Annotated in this window: 26 protein-coding genes; 4 read left to right on the top strand and 22 right to left on the bottom strand. The window is 43.5% G+C overall.

Annotation, left to right across the window (positions count from 1 at the left end; translation table 11 throughout):
• Window positions 1-29: 29 nt before the first annotated feature.
• Both AC3WTL_RS13350 and ssb read right to left on the bottom strand, forming a co-directional pair.
• Window positions 30-221, bottom strand: coding sequence for a hypothetical protein (locus AC3WTL_RS13350; RefSeq protein WP_492369651.1), 192 nt, complete (start codon window positions 219-221; stop codon window positions 30-32).
• A 5-nt stretch (window positions 222-226) separates the two neighbouring features.
• On the bottom strand, window positions 227-595 hold the full coding sequence (gene ssb / locus AC3WTL_RS13345) for a single-stranded DNA-binding protein (protein WP_252220313.1): 369 nt from the start codon (window positions 593-595) through the stop codon (window positions 227-229).
• A gap of 266 nt (window positions 596-861) precedes the next feature.
• Between ssb and AC3WTL_RS13340 the strand changes: the two genes are divergently transcribed.
• On the top strand, window positions 862-1320 hold the full coding sequence (locus AC3WTL_RS13340) for a YwpF-like family protein (RefSeq protein WP_248349967.1): 459 nt from the start codon (window positions 862-864) through the stop codon (window positions 1318-1320).
• A 20-nt stretch (window positions 1321-1340) separates the two neighbouring features.
• On the opposite strand, the gene AC3WTL_RS13335 is transcribed toward AC3WTL_RS13340, so the two are convergent.
• The 7 genes from AC3WTL_RS13335 to spoIIID form a co-directional block, all read right to left on the bottom strand.
• Window positions 1341-1715 (bottom strand): midas domain-containing protein, encoded by a 375-nt coding sequence (locus AC3WTL_RS13335; RefSeq protein WP_252220316.1) that lies wholly within the window; start codon window positions 1713-1715, stop codon window positions 1341-1343.
• 68 nt (window positions 1716-1783) lie between these two features.
• Window positions 1784-2212 (bottom strand): 3-hydroxyacyl-ACP dehydratase FabZ, encoded by a 429-nt coding sequence (fabZ, locus tag AC3WTL_RS13330; RefSeq protein ID WP_048007971.1) that lies wholly within the window; start codon window positions 2210-2212, stop codon window positions 1784-1786.
• Window positions 2213-2336: 124 nt separating this feature from the next.
• Window positions 2337-2606: a DNA-directed RNA polymerase subunit beta gene (locus AC3WTL_RS13325; protein WP_159346421.1), complete on the bottom strand. Its 270-nt coding sequence runs from the start codon at window positions 2604-2606 to the stop codon at window positions 2337-2339.
• Window positions 2607-2624: 18 nt separating this feature from the next.
• Complete coding sequence (locus AC3WTL_RS13320; protein ID WP_252220319.1) at window positions 2625-3452, bottom strand: flagellar hook-basal body protein; 828 nt, start codon at window positions 3450-3452, stop codon at window positions 2625-2627.
• Between the two features lie 34 nt (window positions 3453-3486).
• Window positions 3487-4326 carry a flagellar hook-basal body protein gene (locus AC3WTL_RS13315; protein WP_492369517.1) on the bottom strand — a complete coding sequence of 280 codons (840 nt, stop codon included), beginning with the start codon at window positions 4324-4326 and terminating at the stop codon, window positions 3487-3489.
• Window positions 4327-4532: 206 nt separating this feature from the next.
• The gene (locus AC3WTL_RS13310) at window positions 4533-5534 is read right to left on the bottom strand and encodes a rod shape-determining protein (protein WP_248349981.1); all 1002 of its coding nucleotides are present in this window, start codon (window positions 5532-5534) and stop codon (window positions 4533-4535) included.
• A gap of 519 nt (window positions 5535-6053) precedes the next feature.
• A complete protein-coding gene (spoIIID, locus tag AC3WTL_RS13305; protein WP_009332173.1) occupies window positions 6054-6326 on the bottom strand; it encodes a sporulation transcriptional regulator SpoIIID in 273 nt (90 codons plus the stop codon).
• 689 nt (window positions 6327-7015) lie between these two features.
• On the opposite strand from spoIIID, the gene AC3WTL_RS13300 reads away from it, so the two are divergent.
• Window positions 7016-7648, top strand: coding sequence for a LysM peptidoglycan-binding domain-containing protein (locus AC3WTL_RS13300; protein ID WP_492369516.1), 633 nt, complete (start codon window positions 7016-7018; stop codon window positions 7646-7648).
• A gap of 90 nt (window positions 7649-7738) precedes the next feature.
• Here the strand turns inward: AC3WTL_RS13300 and AC3WTL_RS13295 are convergent, their stop codons facing one another.
• The 7 genes from AC3WTL_RS13295 to spoIIQ form a co-directional block, all read right to left on the bottom strand.
• Window positions 7739-8404: a 3'-5' exonuclease gene (locus AC3WTL_RS13295; RefSeq protein ID WP_492369515.1), complete on the bottom strand. Its 666-nt coding sequence runs from the start codon at window positions 8402-8404 to the stop codon at window positions 7739-7741.
• 18 nt (window positions 8405-8422) lie between these two features.
• Entirely contained in the window at window positions 8423-10330 is a 1908-nt protein-coding gene (locus tag AC3WTL_RS13290; protein ID WP_492369650.1) for a DUF294 nucleotidyltransferase-like domain-containing protein, read from the bottom strand.
• The gene (locus AC3WTL_RS13285; protein ID WP_048007963.1) at window positions 10311-11981 is read right to left on the bottom strand and encodes a sodium:solute symporter family protein; all 1671 of its coding nucleotides are present in this window, start codon (window positions 11979-11981) and stop codon (window positions 10311-10313) included. Before AC3WTL_RS13285 ends, AC3WTL_RS13290 begins: the two co-directional genes overlap by 20 nt.
• A 91-nt stretch (window positions 11982-12072) precedes the next feature.
• A complete protein-coding gene (locus AC3WTL_RS13280; RefSeq protein ID WP_035328377.1) occupies window positions 12073-12375 on the bottom strand; it encodes a DUF4212 domain-containing protein in 303 nt (100 codons plus the stop codon).
• A 148-nt stretch (window positions 12376-12523) separates the two neighbouring features.
• On the bottom strand, window positions 12524-12706 hold the full coding sequence (locus AC3WTL_RS13275) for a hypothetical protein (RefSeq protein WP_048008002.1): 183 nt from the start codon (window positions 12704-12706) through the stop codon (window positions 12524-12526).
• Window positions 12707-13001: 295 nt separating this feature from the next.
• Window positions 13002-13607, bottom strand: a complete 606-nt coding sequence (locus AC3WTL_RS13270; protein ID WP_048007962.1) for a pyroglutamyl-peptidase I — start codon at window positions 13605-13607, stop codon at window positions 13002-13004.
• A gap of 361 nt (window positions 13608-13968) precedes the next feature.
• A complete protein-coding gene (spoIIQ, locus tag AC3WTL_RS13265; RefSeq protein WP_222499276.1) occupies window positions 13969-14934 on the bottom strand; it encodes a stage II sporulation protein SpoIIQ in 966 nt (321 codons plus the stop codon).
• A gap of 143 nt (window positions 14935-15077) precedes the next feature.
• On the opposite strand from spoIIQ, the gene AC3WTL_RS13260 reads away from it, so the two are divergent.
• Window positions 15078-15494, top strand: coding sequence for a VanZ family protein (locus tag AC3WTL_RS13260; protein WP_492369514.1), 417 nt, complete (start codon window positions 15078-15080; stop codon window positions 15492-15494).
• Between the two features lie 252 nt (window positions 15495-15746).
• Here AC3WTL_RS13260 and spoIID read toward each other — a convergent pair whose 3' ends face one another.
• Both spoIID and AC3WTL_RS13250 read right to left on the bottom strand, forming a co-directional pair.
• Complete coding sequence (spoIID, locus tag AC3WTL_RS13255; RefSeq protein WP_492369513.1) at window positions 15747-16778, bottom strand: stage II sporulation protein D; 1032 nt, start codon at window positions 16776-16778, stop codon at window positions 15747-15749.
• Window positions 16779-16883: 105 nt separating this feature from the next.
• Window positions 16884-17741 (bottom strand): LysR family transcriptional regulator, encoded by an 858-nt coding sequence (locus AC3WTL_RS13250; RefSeq protein WP_222499273.1) that lies wholly within the window; start codon window positions 17739-17741, stop codon window positions 16884-16886.
• A gap of 123 nt (window positions 17742-17864) precedes the next feature.
• Here AC3WTL_RS13250 and tcuA point away from each other — a divergent pair, with 123 nt between their 5' ends.
• On the top strand, window positions 17865-19364 hold the full coding sequence (tcuA, locus tag AC3WTL_RS13245) for an FAD-dependent tricarballylate dehydrogenase TcuA (RefSeq protein ID WP_492369512.1): 1500 nt from the start codon (window positions 17865-17867) through the stop codon (window positions 19362-19364).
• Window positions 19365-19416: 52 nt separating this feature from the next.
• Here tcuA and AC3WTL_RS13240 read toward each other — a convergent pair whose 3' ends face one another.
• The 4 genes from AC3WTL_RS13240 to AC3WTL_RS13225 all read right to left on the bottom strand — a co-directional run bounded on the left by AC3WTL_RS13240 (window position 19417) and on the right by AC3WTL_RS13225 (window position 23818).
• Entirely contained in the window at window positions 19417-20784 is a 1368-nt protein-coding gene (locus AC3WTL_RS13240; RefSeq protein WP_492369511.1) for an SLC13 family permease, read from the bottom strand.
• A gap of 66 nt (window positions 20785-20850) precedes the next feature.
• On the bottom strand, window positions 20851-22356 hold the full coding sequence (locus AC3WTL_RS13235) for a tripartite tricarboxylate transporter permease (RefSeq protein WP_222499267.1): 1506 nt from the start codon (window positions 22354-22356) through the stop codon (window positions 20851-20853).
• 21 nt (window positions 22357-22377) lie between these two features.
• Window positions 22378-22827 (bottom strand): tripartite tricarboxylate transporter TctB family protein, encoded by a 450-nt coding sequence (locus tag AC3WTL_RS13230; RefSeq protein WP_159344324.1) that lies wholly within the window; start codon window positions 22825-22827, stop codon window positions 22378-22380.
• Window positions 22828-22840: 13 nt separating this feature from the next.
• The gene (locus AC3WTL_RS13225; RefSeq protein WP_222499265.1) at window positions 22841-23818 is read right to left on the bottom strand and encodes a tripartite tricarboxylate transporter substrate binding protein; all 978 of its coding nucleotides are present in this window, start codon (window positions 23816-23818) and stop codon (window positions 22841-22843) included.
• Window positions 23819-23942: the final 124 nt, after the last annotated feature.

Here is a 23942-nt window from a genome sequence, read left to right as displayed (position 1 = left end):
ATGTGTGGACAGCTGGATGGGGGATGCCGTCAATTCATGATGGAGAAGCCTTTAGCTGTTTGAAGCTTTTGTGTATGGCCGTTTTGCATGACCGTTTCACGGATGAGCGATTCAAGCTGGAGGACTCGTTTGTTCAGATCATCGACTCTGTGGTTTGATTTTCCGAGCATTTTGATGAGGCTTTCGAGCATATATTCCAATGCCTTTTCTCTTTCAGACACTTCATTCAAAACGGAAGCTCCTCCTTGGTTACAGTCACCAGAATGTCCTCTGCCTTCTTCCGTTCAAGAAAGCGGACGGATTCCGCTACCACCTCTGTTACATAAATGCGCTTCTTTTCCTGATTATCATAATGCCTTGTATGGATCCGCCCGGTTACTCCAATCAGGGTTCCTTTCCGGCAATACTGAGATGTATTTTCAGCCGTTTTCTTCCATAAGGTGCACTGCACAAAATCTGCATCGATTTCACCCTTCTGGTTGCGGTACTGGCGGTTAACTGCCAGTGTCACATTTGTTACCGGAATTCCCTCCTGTGTCCTTTTCAGCTCAGGATCCTTTGTCAGCCTTCCGACCAGGGTCACTTGATTGATCATGGTATTCATCTCCTCTCTTTGATAGCCTTATCATAGCCGGAACTTCTTCACTATGTAAAAAAGCGAAAATGTGTTTTTCACAGTGCTTTTTCGGCAAAAACACCGTTAAAATTTAATTTTCCGCCCCTTTTCCGCAAAAAACTGCCTCGATAATGCGATTTTCAGCATTAATAAAAAGAAAATTCGACAAACTGTCAAATTCGCTTTCAGTTTGGGCTGTGTTATAATTTTTTAAAGACAACTTATTTTAGAGATGGAGGTAAGCCATGAAAACATTTAAACTTGTTTCTCTGCAATTGGTGGAAGAAAAAGGCCTGATTGATATTGAACTGGATGATGGATTGATTATCAATAAAGAAGATGAGAAGAGCAGCTGGCTTCTGGAGGCATTTATTGATAAATCCTATCTTGAGTATTTCAAAAAGCGCGCTGATGATAAGGACGAGCTGACCATCCAAGTTGTTATTACCAAAAAAGAAAACGATCCAGCCGCATTCCAAACTAAAATTACCTCTATCAGCGAACTGGAAAACCATATCAGCATCCTTTTTGAGGGATCACTCAAAAGAACGAAAAATGATTACGCCGAATTGCTGCTTCAGGACCTCTTGGACAAGGGCTATATCGGCGACAATCTCCTCGATGAATTCAAGGTTAAGATGCAAAGCAAGCCGCGCCTTGCCACTGCTAAAAAGGAAAATAAAGAAACTCCCGCTCAGTCATGACGGGAGTTTTTTCTTAACTATTACTGATCCTTGTTATCTTCATCCTGCATATCAAGGTTATCTTCCACAGCATCTTCGCCCGGCTCGTTGTTGTCTTCCATCATGTCGCCGTCGTCATCTGTGTTGATGTCGTTGTCATCTGTGTTTTCATTTAGATCATTCGTCATATCGCCGTTGTCACCGTTCATATCGCCATCATTTACATCACCATTTTCCTCAGTGATTGTATCATCTTCCGGCGGCGGCTCCTGGTTGTCAGTAGCACAGCCTGCAAGTAGCATGGCGGAAAGAGCGGTTCCTCCGATAAGAGTTAAAAGCTTTTTATTCATCGTAAAAGCTCCTTTCAAAAGATGTATTGTTGACCTGCTGCATTGGTCTTCCTTTATATTTCCCAAAAACCGAAACAACTTGCATCTTTTTTTACAGAAAAAATCCCGCACATTGTGTACGGGATTACCAACTCTTATCTTTCAATCGCAAACATAATTTCCGCTTCCATCGCAACTTCGCCATCAACTGTCGCACGGGCTTTGCCTTTTCCGATTCCTCTGCGGACAGAGAGCAATTCGACTTCCATGATGAGTGTATCGCCGGGCCGCACCTGGCGTTTCCAGCGGCATTTTTCCACACCGGCGAAAAAGGCGAGTTTGCCTTTATATTCATCCAGTGACAGCAGTGCCACAGCACCTGTCTGCGCACAGGCTTCAAGCGTCAGGCATCCCGGGAATACATTGTAATTAGGGAAATGCCCATTGAACACTTCCTCGTTGGCACTTATATTTTTTTTGCCGACAGCTCTTTTTCCAGGCTCAAGCTCTTCAATGGAATCCACGAACAGGAATGGATATCGGTGAGGGATGATTTCTTTGATTTCTTCTACATTTAATTTCATATGTATCGCTCCCATGCATTATTTAGTACCAGATACTAATAGCTTATATTTATTTTACTAAAAAATTGATGATACGCAAAGTGCCAACAAAAAAAGAAGGGTTTGCAGCCCTCCTTTTCATTTCCTATTCTTTTTCCACCAGTTCAACTATATGCATCCAGGTGGACTTTGAAAAAATATCCTTTACTTCGCCGCCGCCAATGACACCATACCCGACCGCGGCTCCTGCCGTAACGCTCAGGAAAATTAAAAGCACGACAATAATAATCCGAAGCCAGATCGGAATGAGACGGATGCGAACCCGCCCTTTACGCGGTGACTCATCTTTGCTGCGTTCATTTTTCAGTTGTTCACGCGTCTTGACTGCTTCTTGATTACTGTTGTTTACTGACATTTTATTTCCCCTTTTTATCTAACGTATTCCATTGACCAGTCCCATCATTTGATCAGCCATGGAGACGGATCTGGACTGAAACTGATAAGCCCGCTGGAGGTTGATTAATTCTGTCATTTCCTTGGACAAATCCACATTGGACTGTTCCAGGGAACCCTGGGCCATTCCAATCTGTCCGCGAAGTGCACCGTTCAGCTCTGTAAAAATCCCCTCGCCGTCTATTCCATCCGGCAGGCCAAGAAGATTATCGCCTTTTTGTTCCAGGAATTGAGGCTTGTTGATCAGAACCACTCCAAGATTGAATTCCTGGTTGGCACCATTGGCTGCTTCTGCCAAAAAGCTCCCTGTATCAGTTAGTTTAAAATTTTTAGCCTGTCCATTTATTATAATCGAATTATTATTTTCATCAAGAACCGGCAGTCCGTCAGCTGTCACAAGCATGGTCTCATTTTCTGAAACCGGTGTTAAATAAAAAGCGCCTGCTCTGGTAAAACGCACCGCTGCTCCGTCTTCTGTCTGCTCCAGAACACGGAAATACTGGCCATCCTTTGTGATAGCAAAGTCGAGCGGCCGGTCTGTTGCCTTTAACGCACCCTGCATCATGACGATTTGGGACTGTGCCAGCTTTGCACCCACGCCCTGCCTGATGCCTGCCGGTGTCAGTCTTCCTGCCTCGGCAGCCGGATTCCGCTGATTATTGAACTGCTGAAAAAGCAAGTCAGTAAAATTGGCTTCCCGTCTTTTAAAGCCCGCTGTATCAATGTTGGCCACATTATGACTGACAATATCCATCTGCTTCTGCAGCTGGGCGAGCGTATTTGTTGCCGTGATCATCGTACGATTCATTGTTTTTCCCCCTTAGCGGGTCTGCCGCAGGTCATTACCCGATCCGCCCGATTTCATTTGCGGCTTTCTCCATACTGCGGTCATATGCCTGCAGAACCTTTTGATTTGCTTCAAAAGAGCGATAGGCGGCCATCATATCCGTCATTGTACGGGATGCATCCACATTGGAACGCTCCAAATAGCCCTGCTGAAGCTTGAATTGGATATTCTGTGCATTATAGGCATTTTCGAGGATGCTCTCTTCTGTCGCTGCAAAAAGTCCGTCGCCTTCTTTTCTCAGACTTTCGGGATTTTGGGCAAAAGTGATGCCTAGTCTGGCTGTTTCACCCGCTTCACCGGTAATCACACCATCTTCACTTACTGTAAAACGGTCACTGGAGAGCTGAATCCGCTCACCCGCATCATCTAAAATATATAATCCGCCTGCTGTCGTTAAATAGCCCCCGGCATCGATGGTAAAATTCCCATTCCTCGTATAGCGGGGTTCGCCGTCGTTTCCAGCTGCGTTATAAAAAACAGTCCCACTTAAGCCTGTTTCCGGATTAACCGGCAAATTAAGATCCAGCAATGCCAGGTCAGTACCCAGGCCTGTTTCCTTCATATCTCCCTGCATGAAGGACGGAAGCGTCTCCTGCATATAAACCCCCGTAGTCAGTCTGCCGACTTCATTATTATAAGGAAGGTTTAGTCCATTTTCAGTCGGCACGGTCTGTTGTCCCATGCGCTTGAGAAGCATTTCCGGAAAAGACCTCAGGCTCGTCTGATCTGCTTTAAAGCCGGGTGTATTGGCATTAGCCATATTATTTGTCAGTACTTCCGTTCTCCGCTGCTGTGCAAGCATTCCGGAAGCAGCCGTGTAGAAACCTCTAAACATCTTTTTCACCTCTATTTGTTCCGAACAATCTATTCTAGCTCTATTATAAAAAACTTTTCGACAATAAACATTAAAAATTTGAAGAATGAAGTCAGATTTTGAAAAAAGCTGTACCTTTTTTTCATCGGCTGAAATGGAAAAATGTTTACAGATAAAACCTTTCAGATGAGCCTAAAAGAAAAACCCGCCAGTGGCGGGTCCCTAAGTTATACAAGCTTCTTCTTCGGAAGCTTATCAATATTATCAAGCATGATGCCAGTTCCAACAGCTACGCAATCCATTGGATTTTCGGCAATTAAGACAGGGACTTTCAGCTCTTCCGCCAGAAGCTGGTCGATTCCGTGAAGAAGTGCGCCGCCTCCTGTTAAAATTACCCCGCGGTCAATGATGTCTGCAGACAATTCAGGCGGTGTGCGTTCCAGCACGCTTTTAGCAGCCTGGACGATGACATCAACCGATTCTGCCAAAGCACCCTGAACTTCCTCTGACCGAACTGTAATGGTTCTAGGAAGACCTGACACCATGTCGCGGCCGCGGATTTCCATTTCTTCGTTTTTGCCGCCAGGGAATACAGTCCCAATCGTTACTTTAATGTTTTCAGCTGTTCTTTCGCCGATTAAAAGCTTGTACTCTTTTTTGATGTATTGAAGAATTTCGTTGTCAAATTTATCTCCGGCCATTTTTATGGATGAAGATGTCACAATGTCTCCCATTGATAATACCGCGACATCCGTTGTTCCGCCGCCGATATCGACAACCATGTTACCGCTCGGCTGGAAGATGTCCATGCCTGCTCCGATAGCTGCAACCTTTGGCTCTTCTTCAAGGTAAATCTTTTTGCCGCCGCTTTTTTCAGCCGCTTCCTTGATCGCTTTCTGTTCAACACCTGTCACATTTGTGGGGCAGCAGATCAAAATGCGCGGCTTTGATAAGAAGCCTTTAACATTCAATTTGTTGATAAAATGCTTCAGCATCGCTTCTGTTACATCAAAGTCGGCAATAACCCCGTCTTTTAGCGGCCGGATCGCCACGATGTTCCCCGGCGTACGGCCAACCATGCGGCGTGCTTCTTCTCCTACGGCCAGCACCTTGTTTGTATTTCGGTCAATCGCCACTACCGATGGTTCATTCAGCACAATACCGCGGCCTTTAACGTGGATTAGCACGTTGGCAGTTCCTAAATCAATCCCAATATCCCTAGCAAACATTTCTTTTTTTCCTCCTTGCAACATGGCCAGCTTCTGTCCGCACCTTTGAAGGCTCTCTCTATTTAGGCATTCTTAAAGCGAACTTCGCTTATTAATTTTTTAGTTAGATGATCAAATCATTATTCGCAACAGCAGTTCAAGCCACGCAAAAAAATCAGTTCTTTAATAAAAGAAATGATTTTGCCTGGCGTCTCTTTAGGAGTCCTAGTCTTTACGAACCAAGTTCTATCCTAATTTTATATTTTATCACATTCCTTGTGAAAGCAGTAACATTTTGACAGAATTTGTGAGACTTTTTGCGGGTTTTTGTCGAAATGAGGGAAAGGATGCAGGCGACTTGAAAAGGGGCTTAAATCCATAGAGCAAAGCCAAGGTTTCAGGCTATGGAAACAGCTTATGAGCTTTTAGCCCCCGGAGCCGCAATTGAGGTTCATGTACAGCTTTGAAAATTAGCCGTGACACTTTTTAAAATGGCAGTCTTTAGCCTTTGACGCCTTTATCGGCGTCATTTGTTTCATTTCATTTAACTGGCTCTTCTTCCATTTCTTCTTTTTTATACTTCATTTTAGTGGCTTCTCCCCCGCGCAGATGGCGGATCGATTTATGATAATCCAGGATTTCCTTTACTTCGTTTGCCAGTTCAGGATTGATTTCAGGCAGTCTTTCCGTCAAGTCTTTATGGACTGTACTTTTGGATACGCCAAACTCCTTCGCGATTACGCGAACCGTTTTTTTCGTCTCCACGATATACTTTCCAATCTTGATAGTTCTCTCTTTGATGTAATCGTGCACACCACTCGCCCTCCCCAATTTGGATGTGAGAAGTGTGAAATGAGACTCGCTTTCTGTCTGGATTTTAACTGTATTCCGCATGGATTCCTGATTAATTGAAGTTAATCGTACATGCGCCTGAAATGCTTACTTTCAGTTTGCGATAATTAAACATGTCCTCAACATATTCATTAGTTTAGTAAAACGATCCCTCACCTCATACATTCTCTTTGTAAGGTTTGTAACAGTTTATTAGCTTGGTTGAGGGAATATGCACGAAAAACGCAATAAGGACAAGGTTTTGTTTAATTTTTTTGAAAATAGGACATCTGGAAGTCAAAATAAGAAATGTTTTCAAAAAATTCTATGGGGTATTTAAAAACTAAGCAGTCTAAAGACCAGTGATAATTTTCCTAATATCAATTGTTCCATGGATAAGACTCAGGACTTTCCCCACACATTCGACAAAATTCTTCATTCCTTGTTAATTCATTTCGATGTCAGCAAACTATTTCATTTGCATCAGATACTTGCATATATTTAGGAATTACAGAGCGCATTGAACTATATGGATTTTCGGAAACAAGGGAAAAGAGCCAGGAACTCCTCCCTATTGTGAAGCGGATCGTTATCCCGTACTATTTTTTCGGAAAACAATTCATTTAATTGGTTATGACACCATAATATTCCAAAGGATAGGTGAATATAGAATGCAAACACGCAAGGAAAGAATTCAAAATGATAAAAGAAAGAAGATGAAAGCTAGAGGAATGACGGCAGCCAGCACTGTTTTTGCGGCAGTAATTGCGTCAGCCGGTTTTAGCGCTTCAGCAAAAGAAGCCCAAGCTTTGACAGGATTCTATAAAGTGAAGCAGGGAGATACCTTATACAAAATCTCCAGAGAACATGATATGACTGTTAAAGAATTGAAAGCGGTTAACAACCTTAAGTCTGACAAGATCCAGCCCGGCCAAAAATTGGAGGTTCGGATTGAACGACATACAGAAGATTCCTTTGAGACAGCCGTTTATACTGTGGTGCCTGGCGATACACTTTGGGGAATCGCAAAGCGCTACCGTATGAGTGTCAATGAACTGAAAACATTGAACAAATTAAAAAGGGATATGGTCCTCATCAATCAAAAATTGACCATTAAAGGGGATATTTCCAGAACAAAGGCAATCATCACCGGTGCTGCAGACAATTTTACGGTGGAATTTAAAAACGGGGATGATTATTTCACATTAAAGGTACCGTATGGAACAGCACAGTCCTATCAAAAAATGTCAGGAAAAAAAATCCTCGTGATCTACAAGGACGATGCTCTGATCAATATTCAATAAAGGGATGGAAAGCCGGATTCAGCCGGCTTTTCTCTCGTTACCCACATCACCCACCCGCTCATCAACATTCCAACCACGTATGTCTGACGCTTAATAATGCAGTGATCTCATTTGACTGTCAGTTGCTTTAATCAACTCCCCCCAGGTTTTATGGCCCCTCTGCTGAAATTGATAAAGCAGCTCAACAAATAGATAAGCGGTCGTCAAAGCATCCCCAGCGGCACGATGCCGGTCATAAATGCGGGTGCCGAATGCCATGGCATACCTCTCAAGGTCGCGCATATCGCAGGACGGAGCGATAAAGCCAATCAGATCCAGCGTATCAATGGTCAGGAAATTTTTTAACGAAAGCTTTTCACGTCTACATTCACTTTTAATAGCCAAGGCATCGAAGCTTACATAATGCCCAATCAGGCATACCGCCTCCCTTGATTCGACATACTCAAAAAAGCTCTGAATAGCTTCCAAGGCCTGCGGGGCATCCTTTACCAGCTCATCGGAAATAGAGGTTAATTCTTTTATTTCCCGAGAAATTTGTCGTTTTGGGTTAACATATGTCTGAAAAAGGTCCTTTTCCTGCACTTGAAATCCTTTTACCGGGACGGCGCCAATTTCAATGATCCGGTCTGCTGCAGAAACCTGAAATCCTGTTGTTTCCGTATCAAAGACAATAAAATTCAGGTCTTCCAGGGGAGTGGATAACGGAATAGTTTCATACCTTAACGAACATGACAGATTTTTTCTGAGAAAAAACATACCAGCCTCCTTTTAAAGCTATAATGAAAATCTTGCAACTGCCTGGCTCTGCAGCTCCTTTAAGGTCTTTAAGCTTAGAATCAATTCTTCTTTTTCACGGGTAAACATTCTGGAAAATGAGACAACGGAAGATGGGGCGGCACCGTTTTGTTCCTGCTGCCAGCGCTGGGTGACATACAACGTAAGTATAGTGCTTACAGACCCTCTCAAATCGTGTGCAAACTCCTTTGAGAATACCTGCCTTTCCTGCAGGAAATCTATTTTTTCAAGCGGTGTGCCTGATAGTTTCCCATGCATTAGCGACAGTATCTGCAGACTATGGTGATAGGGAAATAAAACTTCTTTTTTCATATCCATGCTTTTGCGCTGCAGCTTAAATAGGGACCTGAGCGGCTGATCCAACGTGGGAATAGGATGTTCCCTTTCAAGGTGTGCCAGCCGGTACAAAAAAATTCTAGACCTTTTCATCTGCTCCTGAGCCATTGCTTCAAATTTTGCATTGAGCCCTTCACTCCCCGCAATGAACCGATAGGAGAAAAAGTTTTGCGCTAACAATAAATTGTCATTAGTGGATTGAAGCATCCAGGTTCGCAGCCGCTCCTCCCATACTGCCAGCGACCCCCGCCATTTCTCCTCACTGCACATCATGAGACCTTTGCACCGTGCGTAACCTGCACTCTCCATGTTAGAAGTGATCCTTTTCCCAAGCTCTTCAAAAAAATCGCCGGCTTCCTCCGATTGGCTTTCATAAACCAGGAAATGATCCTGATCTGTGAGCATGAACTGCTCTCCACGGCCGCTGGAGCCCATATGATAGAAAGAAAATTCGCATGGCTGCTGCAAGCCTTTTTTCCTCAGTTCAGAAAGAGATAGTGCTACAATTCTGCCGCTCATGCGATCGTATAGCTTTGTAACAATCTCAAGCGTTTTTAATATAGGAACACGATCTTTTATTAAAGAATCAATTAACTCATAGATGCCGGTTTTCACTTGCGGAAGGCTATCCCGATCGGCTTTTTCAATTTTTTGAATGGTCTTTATCACATTCTCATTTTTCTTTCTCAGCAAATCTGATAATGTCACAATCCCAGCGACCTTTGAATCTTCCATTACCGGCAGATGTTTTATTCCCTTAAAAAGAATCATTGAAAGGGCGTCATAATAATAAGCGGACCTTGATACCGTGACTGGACCCGCTGTCATAATGGTGCTTGCTGGAGCAGTAATATCTGCCCATTCAGCTGCCACCCCTTCCACAATGTCGCTTTCCGTAATAATTCCTTTTAAGCTGTCCTTTTCTGTAACGAGGACTGAACTAATCTTTCTTTTAAGCATGAGCCGGGCAGCTTCCTGAATGGTTGCAGCAGTGCTGACTGCGGCTGCCTCACTGCTCATGACATCCTGAACCCGGATCATGAATGCATCGTTTTCCCCATAATCTGTCGCAAGCTTGACCTGTTCTGCAAGTGATGTGTATACATCCTTCAATCTGACGGCTACCTGAGTCAGCAGGTAATCATGAACTGCAGGATCATCCCATCTTTTTCTCACCACTTCAAACGGAATGAATATTGCTCTTACCTCACTGGAAGCCTTGACTTCAACCAACTCTCCCGGGGTCTGTTTGGAAACACCCAGGAAATCAGCGAGGCTGGAGAATCCAATCAGCTCTCCTGTTTGGACCACCTCGAGCACTTCCTCCCTCCCGCTGTGATCATTTTTCACTAATACCTCTGAAAGACCTTCTAAAAGGAGCAGAAGGCCATCACGCGGTTTATTTTTTTTCAGGATCATATCATTCTTTTTGTAGTGGCGCACTTCACACATGGCTAGAAGTGAAAGGGCCGTGTCAGATTCCACCCCATGAAAAAAGGGGTGAAACCGCACAGCCTCCAAATTGTACAGGTTATACAGATTTTGATCCATCATCGTTCATCCATACTTCACCATCTTTATATACCATTTGCTCCGGATAGCGAAGATCCATAACTTCCTCCTGAATTTTTTGCGAAGGAGCAGCTGTCATTAGAGAAACAATGATATTAGCTGCAAATGCAGCTGTAGCACCAAACACGCCGGCACCTGTATCAATGATTCCCAGGATTGTAAATCCGCCATATTTAGCTGCAAAGATGTACGCCAAAGTAACACCTAACCCGACCAGCAGGCCGGCAATAACCCCCTGTGAGTTTGAACGCTTCCACCAGACACCCAGAACGAGCGCCGGGAAGAATGTCCCTGTCGCGAGCGCAAATGCCCAGGCAACAATTTGCGTAATGGCTCCTGGCGGGTTAAGCGCGATCACGCCGGCCAAAAGAGTGGCGATGACAATGGACCAGCGGGCAACGGAGAGACGTGTTTTTTCAGTTGAATTCGGTTTTAGCACCCTGTAAAAAATATCGTGAGCAAATGCGGAAGAAATCGCAATCATCAAACCTCCGGCCGTTGATAACGCAGCAGCCATTGCCCCTGCTGCCACCAGACCAATGACAAACATCCCAAGATTGGCAATTTCAGGTGTCGCCATAACCACGATATCATTTGAGATAATGAGTTCCTTCCATTGCAGGACTCCATCGCCATTGCCATCCGCTACCTGAAGCTTGCCTGTATCCACCCAGGTTTTCGTCCAGGCTGGGAGCTCCGTAATTTTGCTTCCGGCAACCTGTGTCATTAAAATGAAACGGGAGAATGCTGCGTATGCAGGTGCAGACAGATAAAGCAAGCCGATGAACAGCAATGCCCATGCTCCCGACCAGCGGGCTGCCTTCATCGTTGATACCGTATAGAAACGGACAATAACGTGCGGAAGTCCTGCTGTACCAGCCATGAGTGTAAACATAAGGGCAAGGAACTGCCACTTCGTTCCATTGGTGAATGGCGCAAAGTATTCAGAGATCCCAAGCTCCCGGTCGAGTTCACCCATTTTTCCGACAAGTTCACCGTAGGAAATCCACGGCATAGGGTTCCCTGTTAATTGCAGTGCCATGAAAATAACCGGAATTAAGTAAGCGATAATTAAAATGACATACTGAGCAACCTGCGTCCAAGTAATCCCTTTCATGCCTCCGAATGCAGCATAAAAGGCAATCAGAACGACACCGATCATGGTTCCAAGCTTTGCATCAATTTCAAAAAGACGGCCAATAACTACTCCGGAACCGGAAAGCTGACCAATCGAATAGGTGAAACTGATGATGATTGTACAAAGGGCCGCAATCACCCGTGCAGTATGGCTGTCAAAGCGGTCGCCGATGAATTCAGGAACCGTGTAGCGGCCGTATTTCCGCAGCTGCGGTGCCAGCAGGAAGGTTAAGAGCAGATACCCGCCCGTCCAGCCCATAATATAGGCAAGACCGTCATAGCCCAGAAGCATGATTGTTCCCGCCATCCCAATAAAGGAAGCGGCACTCATCCAGTCAGCACCAATCGCCATTCCATTGAAGATCGGCGGCACTCCGCGGCCGGCAACATAGAACTCAGAAGTTTCTTTTGCCTTATTGTAAATGGCTATGCCAATATACAAAGCAAATGTAGCTAAAATGATAGATAATGAGACCAAAAACTGTGTATCCAAGAACATCCCCCTTTTTTTCGATCGATTTTTTGACGCCCCTTTTCTCTCTCTGTATAGCGGAAGCTTGAACAGCCGCTCATTTTTTCGTTAATTAATGATCAAGAACTTTTCCTGAACTGATTTGTTCATTTTTGTTTTCATCAATTCCATATTTCCGGTCAATCGCATCTCCCATTTTTGCATTAACAAACAGCAGAATGATAAATGTCAGTACTGCTCCCTGTGCGCCCATAAAGTAATGGAATGGGAATCCGTTAATGGTAATATCACTTAATGGTTCTGCAAAGAAGACCACGCCAAAAGAGGCAAGAAAGCCAATAGCAAAATAAATGATCATATTCCGAGTCTTTTCACGGAAATAACTGTCTGCTACTTTTTTATCGATTTTCTTCAAAACTCCACCCCCGGTAAAAATGATATGTTTGCAGTTTTAATTTTGATGAAAAGATATTATGGGTCCAAAATCACTCCTTATATTGCGATATGTGCAGCCGAATCGCTGCTATTTTACCGGATCCATTTTCCGGATCCGGACAAAACCATTACCTTAAACTGAAAATAAATTTGACTGTATCCATGAAAGGTGCGGGAACAAGGATGATTTGAACGAGGAAGTAAGCAAAGATGGATAGAAATGGGACTGCCAGGAAGATTGGTCTTTTCTTCCTTAAAGCAAGAAAAAGGCAAGTACCTGTAATGATCATCATAGCCAGTAACGGAAGCAATTCGGTTTCCCCCTTTTTGGAAAGCGCTGTCATTTTCCTGCTGCTTTCCGCTTTAAGTTTTAAAATGAATACTCCATTTTCTGATTTCATTTAATTTTAAGAAAATTCATACTTCATTATGTACAAAAATCTTTTTCAGGTCAAGTACATGCTGGAAAAAAATATAAATATTTTTGAAAGACTTTGATATATAAGGTTTTTTCAGCAAAAATAGTTGGTGAAGGCTTTAGGGTATTAGAGGAAAACACTATAGTAATAATGAAAAATGTCCAGAAAAAAGAGCCAATTCGGCTCCTTAGTCTAATTCTTTTATGATCAGCGTAATTGCCTCCAGCAGATCGGCATCTGACCAGCTTGCCATGCTTTTTTTACTGGCAGCCGCCAGTGCATGGGATGCAGGTATGTGCACAAACCCCGCTGGTATTTCAGTGTTTGTCGATTTTAGCAGGTGAAGCACGGAATACATAACGTTATTGCATAGATAAGTTCCCGCTGTGTTTGAGATTGCTGCAGGATATCCTGCTTCCTTAAGTCTATTTACCATCCGCCGGATCGGCAGGGTGGAAAAATAGCCATCGGGACCACTTTCCTCTATCAGCTTGTCTTCAGGTGCGACTCCGCTATTATCCGGCTCGCCGTCCTGGCAATTGATCGCGATTCTCTCAGGAGTGATGGCTGTCCGCCCGGCAGCCAGCCCGAGAGAAATCACTGCATCCGGCTTCTTCCCGGCCACTTCCTCTACTATTTTCTTTGGTGCGAGATTAAAATCAACCGGCAGAAGATGTCCTATAATCTCATAGTTTCCAACCGTTTTGCCATCCAATGCATTCACAATCTTTTCTGTAGGATTGATCGGAAAATCAAGAAAAGGTTCAAAACCGGTTAATAGCAGCTTCTTCATGTCTTCTCCCCCTATATAACACTTCGTTTATCGAAATATTATACAGGATAATGGAAGAATTGTCGAAATAATGATATTCGAATAAAAACGGGATGGTGCCTGTCAAAAGAAAAGCGGAATCGCCTTGCCCACGAACGAACGCAGACTAAGAACGCCACGTCCTCCCAAAAGCTGCCGCTTTCGGTCGTGCGATGTATCGCTGCCGTAGCTTTCCTTGTCCTGGGGGCCTCACCTCGAGGGGGTAGGCGCTCCTCCTAAAAGCTAACGCTTTTAGTCCTGCGATGTTTATGCTCCCGAAGCGTCCCTTGTGGAGCTAGACATCACCAAAAAAGAGCCTGCCATTTCGGCAGACTCCCTATTATTATGCGTCAGTTGATTCAGTTGCAGTGTCTTCTTCAACTTGGTCGTCAGTTTGACCTTCGTCTTCAGAAGTTCCAGCTGGGTCTTCTTCTGTATCAGCAGATTCGTCTTCGTCCGTATTTCCGGCATTTTCATCTGCAGATTCTTCAGCAGAACCTTCGTCTTCCGTATTGCCGGACTCTTCAGAGGACTTGTCCTCAGAAGGAGCAGCCTCATCATTTTCTTCAGTTGCCCCGCTGTTTTCTTCAGCATCTGCTTTGTCAGCTGTGTCAAGCTCCTGTAAAGAGCTTAGCGGCTTATTGAAGAAATCAAGCGGATTGACCGGTGTTCCGTCTTTGCGGATCTCAAAGTGTACATGTACGCCTGCTTCTTCATTAAACAAGCTTTCGCCTGCCTTTGCAAGGACATCACCTTGTTCTACCTGGTCGCCAACCTCAACATTCATCTCTGTAACAGATTGATATTGTGTTACAATTCCTTTGTCATGCTCCACTTCAATGACATTACCCAACAGTGAATCTTCTTCTACCTTGGTAACTTTTCCGCTTAATGCAGCAAGGACATCAAATGTTTCCCCATCCTTAGTGGCAATATCAATACCTGTGTTCGGATGGTATGTGTTATTGTAAAATACTAGAGCAGCTTCCTGTTCTTCAGCCTTGCCGTCATAGTCATAGAATTGTTTTTGAATGACAGCAGAGTCTGAGTCTTTGACAGGCATTACGAAGTTTTCCATTGCACGGTTAACTTCCAATGCTGGCTCGTCGTACTTTTTGCCGGTAATATCAGTGGCTTCGTAATCGTAGCTGTCAGTGTCTGTAGCGTTGTCGCTAGTCTGGTACCAAAGAACACCGGTTAGAATGATTGCTGCACTTGCAATGTAGATTGCTGGGAATGCCCACCGCTTTTTCATAAAGCGTTTAAAGCTGGAATCTTGAGAAGATCGTTTCTTTTCTTCCTCTCTCATTTATCATCACCTCAGCAATCAGTCTGAACAGATTGAGAGGATTATATACATTTCTCTAAAAAAATTTTTTGGGCTTATTTTTCGACAAACGTTTTTGGATTATGCATAATCTGAGAAAATATTTTTAAAGGAGTTACTGAAGAATGGTTAAGTGGATAATACGGGTGCTGCCTTTCCTGTATATGGCGCTAATATGGATCCTGTCCAGCATGCCTGCTGATGCTGTGGTGGAGCTGCCGGATTTGGCAGTAGACCGGTTTATAAAAGAATCTATGCATCTGATTGAGTTTGGTATTTTATATGTTCTTTTGGTTCTGGCAGCGTTGACTGCCGTTAAGCTGACGCCGGGAGTGAATATTCTTTTGGTTTTTTTTGCGTGCTTCTACGGGGTTCTCGATGAGATCCATCAGTCATTTGTACCGTACCGGTCTGCTACTGTGATTGACGCTGTTAAGGATATTACAGGTGTGGCGGTGTGCTGGTATTTTATCAGCAGAGCTCTTTTTTATGGGAAGTTTGAAAGGCTTGGAAATTTTTTGTTATTAATAAGGCGTCTTTGAATTGTGCCCGTTGATTTCCGCTGCGGGCACTTGCTTTCCGCGGTGAGGAACAGAGCTCCTCGGCTTCGCCTGTGGGGTCTCCCGCTCCCTCTCCTCCCGCAGGACATTGTATATGCTTCCTCGAATGAACACCGCACGAAGGAAATGCGTTAGCATTTTCGAGGATCAATTGCCCTCCGCTACAATCAACTCAGTAGATCATACCAGCCAATACAAACAGAAAGAGCTGATTCCAAGAATCAGCTCTTTCATTTATTTTTTAGCCGTTACTTTCGTCAGCAGTTGGTCAGAAGCTGCAATTTCCACTCCTTTATAATAGTGAGCAACGATTTCTTTGTAGTTCTTTCCTTCAGCTGCCATGCCGTTTGCGCCGTATTGGCTCATGCCGACTCCATGGCCGTAGCCCTGAGTGTTTATAATGATATTGTCACCTTTGCGTTCCCAGGTAAAGTCTGTTGATTTCAGGCCCAGTTTCTCTCTGATGTCTTTTCCGCTGACTACTTTCCCGTTAATATTTACTTTTGAAACCCGCTGGCCGGCTGTTCGCTCAGTCACAGTGCCGATGGTGCTGTCATTTGGAAGCTTCACACCCAATTTCCTTTCAAAATCCTGTACAGTGAATACCTCTCTGCCGTTAAATTTAGGAGACTGCAGGTCCCATTTGCTTTCTACACTTTTTAAATAAGGTACGGAATTTGGCCAGATGGCTTCGGAATTTTCGGTAAAGCCGTTGCTTGTTGAAAAGAAGGAAGCTGTTATCGGCGAGCCGTCAAAGGTGAGAATCTGGCCCCTTGTTGAGTTTACGGCATCTTTAACCTTTTGAATTTTCCATTTGTAATCTGATCCCCAAATTTGCTTAAGTTCACTCTCACTTTTATAAACCTGGTGGGTTACGGTATCATACACTAATGCCCCTTCAGGAAGTTCCACGCTATCTTTGTTCATCATTTGTTTCACGATAAAGGTTCTTGCCGCCAATGCCTGCGCCTTTAAAGCTTCTTCTTCAAACTCGGCCGGCATTTCCGATGCTACCACTCCGACAATATAATCTTCAAGCGGTACCGTCTCCAGCTTCTTCTGTGCAAGGCGGTAGACTCCTACCTCTATGGCTGGCCCTTGAGGAATTTCTGCCGCCGTCTCTTTCTTGGCATCAGTCTTAAGCTCCTCACCAAGCTTCCCGCTGACATTTCCTTCTGTAAAAGGAATCACAAGCAGGGAGGGAACGATGAGTGTGACGGCAAACAACAGTGCGGCTAGTACGATGAAAGGTTTGAATTTTGTCATGTTTTAAGCCTCCATAGCAAATAAATAATTCGAACTCAATTCATGTTTATGGCTATGGACAAGCTAATATGACAACTTAATGAACCAGAATGCGATTTATCCAATTTAAGCTTTACTGCCCCGGATAAATTCGATAAAAGCTTTTGAAACCGAGAAATCCATTGAACTTTCATTAAATACAAGCCATGTTTTCCGGTAAAGCTTTTCACCCTTGCATCTCAATTCCCATGTGTTTAAATCTGTGTAGCCTTTAAGGCAAATTTCCGGCAGAATTCCATAACCCAGCCCATTCAGAACCATTTCACGGCATGTATCGATAATATCTACTTCCATTGTAATAGCCGGAGGATGGTTGAAGTTTTCCTTCCACCAAAGATCGATTATATTTTTTAATGATGGATCAGTGTTATAATCTATTCTCGGCAGAAATGGAAGCTGTTCTAAATCAATTTTATCCTTTGAAGCAAGGAAGATTCTCTCTTCATCTATTAAAATTTTTGGCCCCTTCCAATCATAAGGGTCACGGACAATGCCAATATTCGCCTCTTCTTTATGAACCATTTGGATGACCTCATAGCTGAAGCCGGTTTTTAACTTCAAGTCTACCTGTGGATATTGAATTAGAAACGCAGCCAGTATTTCAGGCAATCTATATCTGGCATACGTTTGCGAGACTCCAAGCCTTAATGCTCCTCTTACCTCCCCTTCCATGCTGCTGAGAAAATCCTTCGTTTCTCTTAGCTGATGAATCATCCTATTGGCATATTCCACTAAATATTCCCCTTCGGATGTGAAATCCACTCCTCTCTTTCTGCGTGATAGGATTTTTACAGCAAATTCTTTTTCCAGCTGTTGAATCCTATACGTTAATGAAGGCTGCGAGATATACAACTGTTCCGCAGCTTTCGTAATATTCCGTTCTTTATGGATCGTCTGCAGTATGAGCCAATCTTTTTCGTCCATTTCAGCCTCCATTGAAATAGAAATTTTTTATCGTTAACAATAAAATATCAATATTTCATTTATTTTACTATTCCCCCTACAATAAAGTTATAAATAGTAAAAATTCGTCGGGAGGAACTTAAAATGGCTAAATATGATGTAGTAGTGGTGGGAGCCGGCAATGCGGCACTATGCGCGGCAATTTCGGCAAAGGAGCATGGTGCAAGCGTCCTGGTTCTTGAAAAAGGTCCTGAACATAAGCGCGGAGGCAATTCTTATTTTACAGATGGGGCCATCCGTTTTGCTTATAACGATTTAAGCGATATCAGAAGAATCATGCCCTCATTGACAGATGAGGAAGCCGGTAAAATTGTTATGCCGGAGTACAGTGATTCTGACTATTATAATGATTTAATGAGGGTGACCGAAGGCCAGAGCCATACGGGGCTGGCAAATCAGCTTGTCTCGAAGTCTTACGAAACAATCGTTTGGATGAAGGAGCAGGGTGTCGAGTTTGAACTGAATTATGATAATCAATCTTTTAAAAAGGATGATAAAATTCACTTCTGGGGTGGCCTTCCTGTTAAAACGAAGGAAAAAGGAATTGGCTTAATGAAGGCACTTTTCCAGCGTGCCAAGGAAGCAGGCATTGATATATGGTATGAGGCTCAGGCAACAAAGCTATTGACGGAAGAAAGCAGAATCACCGGCGCAGTCGTTAATCAAAGAGAGAAAGAACTTACCGTAGAGGCAAACAGCGTCGTGCTTGCCTGTGGAAGCTTTGAAGCCAATAAAGAAATGCGCTCCAGGAATTTAGGACCTGAGTGGGAAGCAGCTGCTGTCCGGGGCACAGAATTCAATACAGGTGACGGAATCAATATGGCGATTAAGATTGGAGCCGAAACATTTGGAGAATGGTCAGGATGCCACTCCATTGGTACAGACTATAATGTTCCAAAGGTCGGTGATTTCACAAAGCCAGGCGATATCTTCAAGAAGCATTCATACCCGCTGGGAATCATGTTAAATAAAGAAGGGTACCGCTTTGTGGATGAAGGCGCCGATTTCAGGAACTATACCTATGCAAAATATGGACGGGAAATTTTAAAACAGCCTGGACATGTTGCTTACCAGATCTTTGATAGCCAAGTGAGACCTCTTCTGCGCAAAGAATATAATCTGGAGGAAGCAACTGTTTATCAGGCAGACACACTCGAGGAATTAGCGGAACTGATCCCTGTAGAAAAAGAACAGTTTTTAAAGACGATTCACGAGTATAATGATGCTGTTCAAGTTGGTGATTATAATCCGTCTGTCAAAGATGGAAAATCAACATCAGGCATCAACCCTGAAAAAACAAACTGGGCACTGCGGGCTGAGAAAGGACCCTTCTATGCCTTCCCGGTTACATGCGGAATTACCTTTGCCTTTGGCGGACTACATGTAAATACAGATGGAGAGGTACTAAATAAAGAACAGACCCCCATTCCAGGGCTTTTTGCAGCAGGAGAGATGGTTGGCGGAATCTTTTATAAAAACTATCCAGGCGGATCAGGCTTAATGTCCGGTGCCGTTTATGGCAAAGTCGCCGGATCTCAGGCCGCATCCTTCGCAGTGCATCAATCCAGGGCTTCAATTAAATAAACAACATGGCGTGCTCAGGTTAATGAGCACGCCATTTTTTCTTCAAGCTGTCTCATCCCTGCCAATAAAATGCGAACGCTCCTAAAATAACCCCGATCCAAATCAAGAAAGAAACAGCACCTGCTTTAAGCAAATCTCTCTCACTAAAATGGCCATATGAATAACTGATTAAATGGACAGGTGATTGTGTGATAAAGAAGAAGCCTGGAATACCTGCCAAAAGCACTGCCTTCACCAGGTTCATGGCAGGGAAGCCTGTTAATACCTCCCCCAGAGAAATAACTAAAGGGAGCATAATGGCCAGGAAACCTAAGACATTCACAAACATAATCCTCATCAATGAAGTTAATAGAATTAGGATCAAAGCAGTCATAAACGGAGTCTTCAGAGCAAGGAGTTGGGTAAGATACTTTACCAGCAAATCGATGGTGCCTGTACTTAACAGCATCCCTGATACCATGAGCGTAGAAGCAAAGAACAGAACGATATCCCAATTAATCGATTTTCTTGCCCGCTCCCATTCCCAGACTCCGATTCCCGGGAATATGGTCAAACAAGCGCCCAAAAGTCCAATGAGGGGAATTGAGTATCCATGCATGCTTTGTGTGATCCATAGAGCAAGTGTAACGCCCATAATCGCAAGCATTTTCTTTTCTCTTGCACTGATCTTTCCCAATTCACTGATTTTTGCTTCAAGCAGACACAGCAAATGTTCTTTGTTTATTTTTTCCGGCGGAAACATGATGATGAATGCCAGACCGAGCAGCACGGCAAAAATCGCAATTGGCACTCCAAAAGTAAGAGTCCATTGCAGATAATCAATATGATGGCCGCTATCGGACAAAAGACTGTAAGCATAGATCGTTGAACTTGCTCCTGTTGCAACAAAAGCCCCTGTAATCGGGATCAAATAGGTGATGCCGATGAACAAGGATTTCGCCAGATTGCTCGATTCGTCCATTGACTTTAAGCTTCTGATCAGACTATCAAATACGGAAGACAGAAGGCTTGCTTTGCCAACATTGGATGGGACAAGGACTGATAAAATAAAGACAAGGAAAAACGAGATGAAGACAAGCACCTTGCCCGCACCGCGAGAGCATTTCAAAATCATTAAGGAAAGCCTGTCGGCTAAACCAGTATCGATAAAGGCCCTTGAGATGATAAATGTCGAAACCAGCAGCCAGACCACATCAGAGGCGATATAGGCCAGCACCTCTTCATAAGTAAAAAAATGAAAGGAAAACATCAGCATGACTAATAGTGAACTGTAGGCCAGGGGAAATACGTTTCCGACCCATAATAGCTGGATGATCACAAGCGCTATGAGAGATTGTACTTTAATATCCCATTGCATCGGGAGGATAAAAAAGAAAAGATACAGCGCGATTGCTATCATCATTAGAATTTTCTTGTTCATAACCTTACTCCTTCGGGGTAAACAGGAAAATCCACCATTGTTCTGGTGGATTTTCCTGGACTCATATTAAGCAGAGATAACTTCTTTATCATCATTTCTGCTTTTCTTCTTGAACTTATTGATCACAATTGGATAGAACAGAGATAGTACAGTCAGTACGATCAGTGTAATCGATATTCCAGAAGAGAAGAAAATACTTAAGCTGCCGTTAGATGAAGTCAGGGCCATTCTGAAATTCTGCTCCATATCCCCGCCTACAATAATTGCCAGCACCAGCGGGGCAATTGGGAAGTCCATTATTTTCATGAAAAGCCCAATTACGCCAAAAAGAAGCAGAAGGAAATAGTCAACGGTGCTATAGCTGAGTGTGTATGTGCCTATAAACGCCAGCATGATAATAAGCGGATACAGGACCTTAGCTGGTGTATCCAGGATTTTCACCAATAAGCCGACAAGGAGAATATTGATTATGACCAGTGCGATATTTCCAATAAACATGCTGTTGATCAGGGCCCATACCATTCCAGGATCATTTTCAAAAAGCAATGGCCCCGGCCTCACTCCTAGCATGATAAGAGCTCCCAGCATAACCGCTGTCGTGCCTGAACCCGGAATTCCCATGGTCAAAAGCGGAATCATTGCCCCGACAGAAGCAGCGTTATTGGATGATTCCGGAGCTGCAAGTCCCTCAACAGCACCTTCACCGAACTCCTCTGGCTTCTTTGATAGCTGCTTTTCGGAGGAATAACTCATCATGGAAGCAATTGAACCACCCGCTCCAGGCAGGACACCAACGATAAATCCTAATGGCGCACTGCGGAGTATCGGCCACTTCGACCTTTTCCATTGTTCCTTGGTAAACCAGATTCTGCCAACCTTTTTCTTTTCTTTTTTTACCTTATCAATCGTTAAAAAGTTATAAAAAACTTCTCCTACTGCATAAACACCGATAATAACAATGAGGAATTCAATGCCTTCACTTAAATGTGGAATATCCATTGTAAAACGGTGCACACCCGTCTGGGGGTCAATTCCAATAGTACTAATCAGCAGACCCAGCGCCATGGCAATGAATCCTTTCACCATTTTACCGATTGAAAGTGATACAATCGCCGATAATGTTAAAAGCATTAATAGGAAATATTCTGATGGGCCAAATTTTAAAGCGAAGTTTGCCAGCGGTTTTGCCAAAAAGATAAAACCAAAGACCGCCAATACACCGCCGATAAAGGAAGCCACTGCGGAGATGGCCATTGCCTCTCCTGCCTGTCCCTTTTGAGCCATCGGATATCCGTCAAAGGTGGCCGCGATTGCAGATCCATCCCCCGGTGTATTGAGGAGAATCGAACTTCTTGAGCCGCCATACATGGCACCATAATAGATGGCTGCCATTAAAATGATCGCACTTGTTGGATCCATCCCAAAGGTAATAGGTATTAACACCGCAACAGCTGTAGCTGGCCCCAGGCCTGGGAGCATGCCGACAATCGTGCCTAAAAACCCGCCAATTACAACCCAAAAGATATTCATTGGCTGTAGAACGATCTGAAACCCCTGCAAGAAAGCTTCCATACTAACTTTTCACCTCCATATTTATGGTAAACTCACACCCAATAATTCACTAAAGCCGTACCACGTTATGAACGAAAATGAAATCGTGACAATAATATTAGCCTTCCATTTCTTCCATCCATTCACATAGAACAACAGACATCCCAGAAAAATAATGGTTGAAATCAGAAACCCAAAAGGTTCGAAAATAAAAGCGTAAATCACTCCCAAGGCGATAGTTACTGTTATTAATTTCAATGTTCTCCCCTCAAAAAGCCCCTGGATTTTCCCATTATGTTCATGCAGGGTTTTTAATTCATTAAAGAGATAGATGATGCTAAGCACCAGCATGAAAATACTTAATCCTATCGGAAAATACAAAGGTCCGTTTGGGTTTCCGAGATTTGCCTTTGGAATGGCGAATGAGCTGATTAAAAAGACGCTGGCAATGATGATCATTAACAAAGGCATTCCTATTTTGACAGCTTTCATCCCCATCGCTCCTTTACTTAACCAATCCGGAATCATTGATCAGATCTTTATATAACTTCTCCTGCTCATCAAAAAACGCTTTGGTTTCTTCACTATTTTGATAGAAGTCATCCCAGTCATTATTCTCAAGCAGCTTCTTCCATTCATCCGTTTTAACCATTTCCGTTAACTTCTCATCCCAATATTTAATTTCTTCTTCAGTCATGTCAGGCGGGCCCATAATTCCTCTCCAGTGTGGAAAGACCATGTCTATTCCTTCTTCCTGGAGTGTAGGCACATCTTCGAGCTCTTCCAATGTCTGATCAGAGGATACAGTCAAGATTCTAAGCTTTCCGGCCAAATGCTGATCCTTTACCTCTGATAACGATGTGGTTACAACATCCACATGGTTCCCCATCAAAGCGGTAACCACATCTCCCCCGCCTCCATCATAAACAAGGAAATTCAAGTCTACAGGGGTAATTCCCTTCATGTCTGCAACCTGTACAAAGGCTAGATGGTCATCATTTCCTAATCCAGGGCCAACTCCGATTTTAATAGACTTTGGATCCTTCTTGATCTGTTCCATTAGGTCATTGATGGATTTATATGGAGAATCAACCGATACGGCTATTGCCTGCCATTCAGTGGCAAGAGTTGCTAAGGGAGTAAAGTCTTTGTGTGTCAGCTTGCTTTGTCCCAGTAAATTATTCGTAAGGAGCAAACTCGAATTTACTGCAAGGTTATGAGAGTCTTTGCTGTGCAGGTAGTTCCAGCCCACCTCACCGCCGCCTCCCGGCTTATTAATGACATTTACATTACTCTTAACTAGTTTGTTATCTTTTAAGATTTTCTGTACGGATCGGGCAGTCAAATCCCATCCGCCTCCCGGAGATGCAGGGGCTACAATCTCAATGTTCTTCGAAGGGTAATCTGCACTGTTAGATGCTTTACCTGATGAACATGCTGCCAGCAATAATACAGATAATAGTAATATTCCAATTTTTTTCATGGTATCCACTCCTTTTATTAATTCTGAATTTATAATAAATTCTAAACAAAGCAATGTAAACGTTTTCAAAAAATTGTCCATATAAACCTTTGTATGCATTTTGTTCATTATGTTCATATGTTCA

Source organism: Cytobacillus sp. EB106-05-05-XG126 (genome assembly GCF_058791715.1).
The sequence above is the reverse complement of the archived record's forward strand: the minus strand, read 5'-3'. Positions and strand labels throughout refer to the sequence as shown.

What these genes read in the sequence shown, in the direction of transcription:
- ssb (WP_252220313.1), bottom strand. Translation starts at nt 595, where the DNA reads ATGATCAATCAAGTGACCCTGGTCGGAAGGCTGACAAAGGATCCTGAG.
- AC3WTL_RS13340 (WP_248349967.1), top strand. Translation starts at nt 862, where the DNA reads ATGAAAACATTTAAACTTGTTTCTCTGCAATTGGTGGAAGAAAAAGGC.
- fabZ (WP_048007971.1), bottom strand. Translation starts at nt 2,212, where the DNA reads ATGAAATTAAATGTAGAAGAAATCAAAGAAATCATCCCTCACCGATAT.
- AC3WTL_RS13325 (WP_159346421.1), bottom strand. Translation starts at nt 2,606, where the DNA reads ATGTCAGTAAACAACAGTAATCAAGAAGCAGTCAAGACGCGTGAACAA.
- AC3WTL_RS13320 (WP_252220319.1), bottom strand. Translation starts at nt 3,452, where the DNA reads ATGAATCGTACGATGATCACGGCAACAAATACGCTCGCCCAGCTGCAG.
- AC3WTL_RS13315 (WP_492369517.1), bottom strand. Translation starts at nt 4,326, where the DNA reads ATGTTTAGAGGTTTCTACACGGCTGCTTCCGGAATGCTTGCACAGCAG.
- AC3WTL_RS13310 (WP_248349981.1), bottom strand. Translation starts at nt 5,534, where the DNA reads ATGTTTGCTAGGGATATTGGGATTGATTTAGGAACTGCCAACGTGCTA.
- AC3WTL_RS13300 (WP_492369516.1), top strand. Translation starts at nt 7,016, where the DNA reads ATGCAAACACGCAAGGAAAGAATTCAAAATGATAAAAGAAAGAAGATG.
- AC3WTL_RS13295 (WP_492369515.1), bottom strand. Translation starts at nt 8,404, where the DNA reads ATGTTTTTTCTCAGAAAAAATCTGTCATGTTCGTTAAGGTATGAAACT.
- AC3WTL_RS13290 (WP_492369650.1), bottom strand. Translation starts at nt 10,330, where the DNA reads ATGGATCAAAATCTGTATAACCTGTACAATTTGGAGGCTGTGCGGTTT.
- AC3WTL_RS13270 (WP_048007962.1), bottom strand. Translation starts at nt 13,607, where the DNA reads ATGAAGAAGCTGCTATTAACCGGTTTTGAACCTTTTCTTGATTTTCCG.
- spoIIQ (WP_222499276.1), bottom strand. Translation starts at nt 14,934, where the DNA reads ATGAGAGAGGAAGAAAAGAAACGATCTTCTCAAGATTCCAGCTTTAAA.
- AC3WTL_RS13260 (WP_492369514.1), top strand. Translation starts at nt 15,078, where the DNA reads ATGGTTAAGTGGATAATACGGGTGCTGCCTTTCCTGTATATGGCGCTA.
- spoIID (WP_492369513.1), bottom strand. Translation starts at nt 16,778, where the DNA reads ATGACAAAATTCAAACCTTTCATCGTACTAGCCGCACTGTTGTTTGCC.
- AC3WTL_RS13250 (WP_222499273.1), bottom strand. Translation starts at nt 17,741, where the DNA reads ATGGACGAAAAAGATTGGCTCATACTGCAGACGATCCATAAAGAACGG.
- tcuA (WP_492369512.1), top strand. Translation starts at nt 17,865, where the DNA reads ATGGCTAAATATGATGTAGTAGTGGTGGGAGCCGGCAATGCGGCACTA.
- AC3WTL_RS13240 (WP_492369511.1), bottom strand. Translation starts at nt 20,784, where the DNA reads ATGAACAAGAAAATTCTAATGATGATAGCAATCGCGCTGTATCTTTTC.
- AC3WTL_RS13235 (WP_222499267.1), bottom strand. Translation starts at nt 22,356, where the DNA reads ATGGAAGCTTTCTTGCAGGGGTTTCAGATCGTTCTACAGCCAATGAAT.
- AC3WTL_RS13230 (WP_159344324.1), bottom strand. Translation starts at nt 22,827, where the DNA reads ATGAAAGCTGTCAAAATAGGAATGCCTTTGTTAATGATCATCATTGCC.
- AC3WTL_RS13225 (WP_222499265.1), bottom strand. Translation starts at nt 23,818, where the DNA reads ATGAAAAAAATTGGAATATTACTATTATCTGTATTATTGCTGGCAGCA.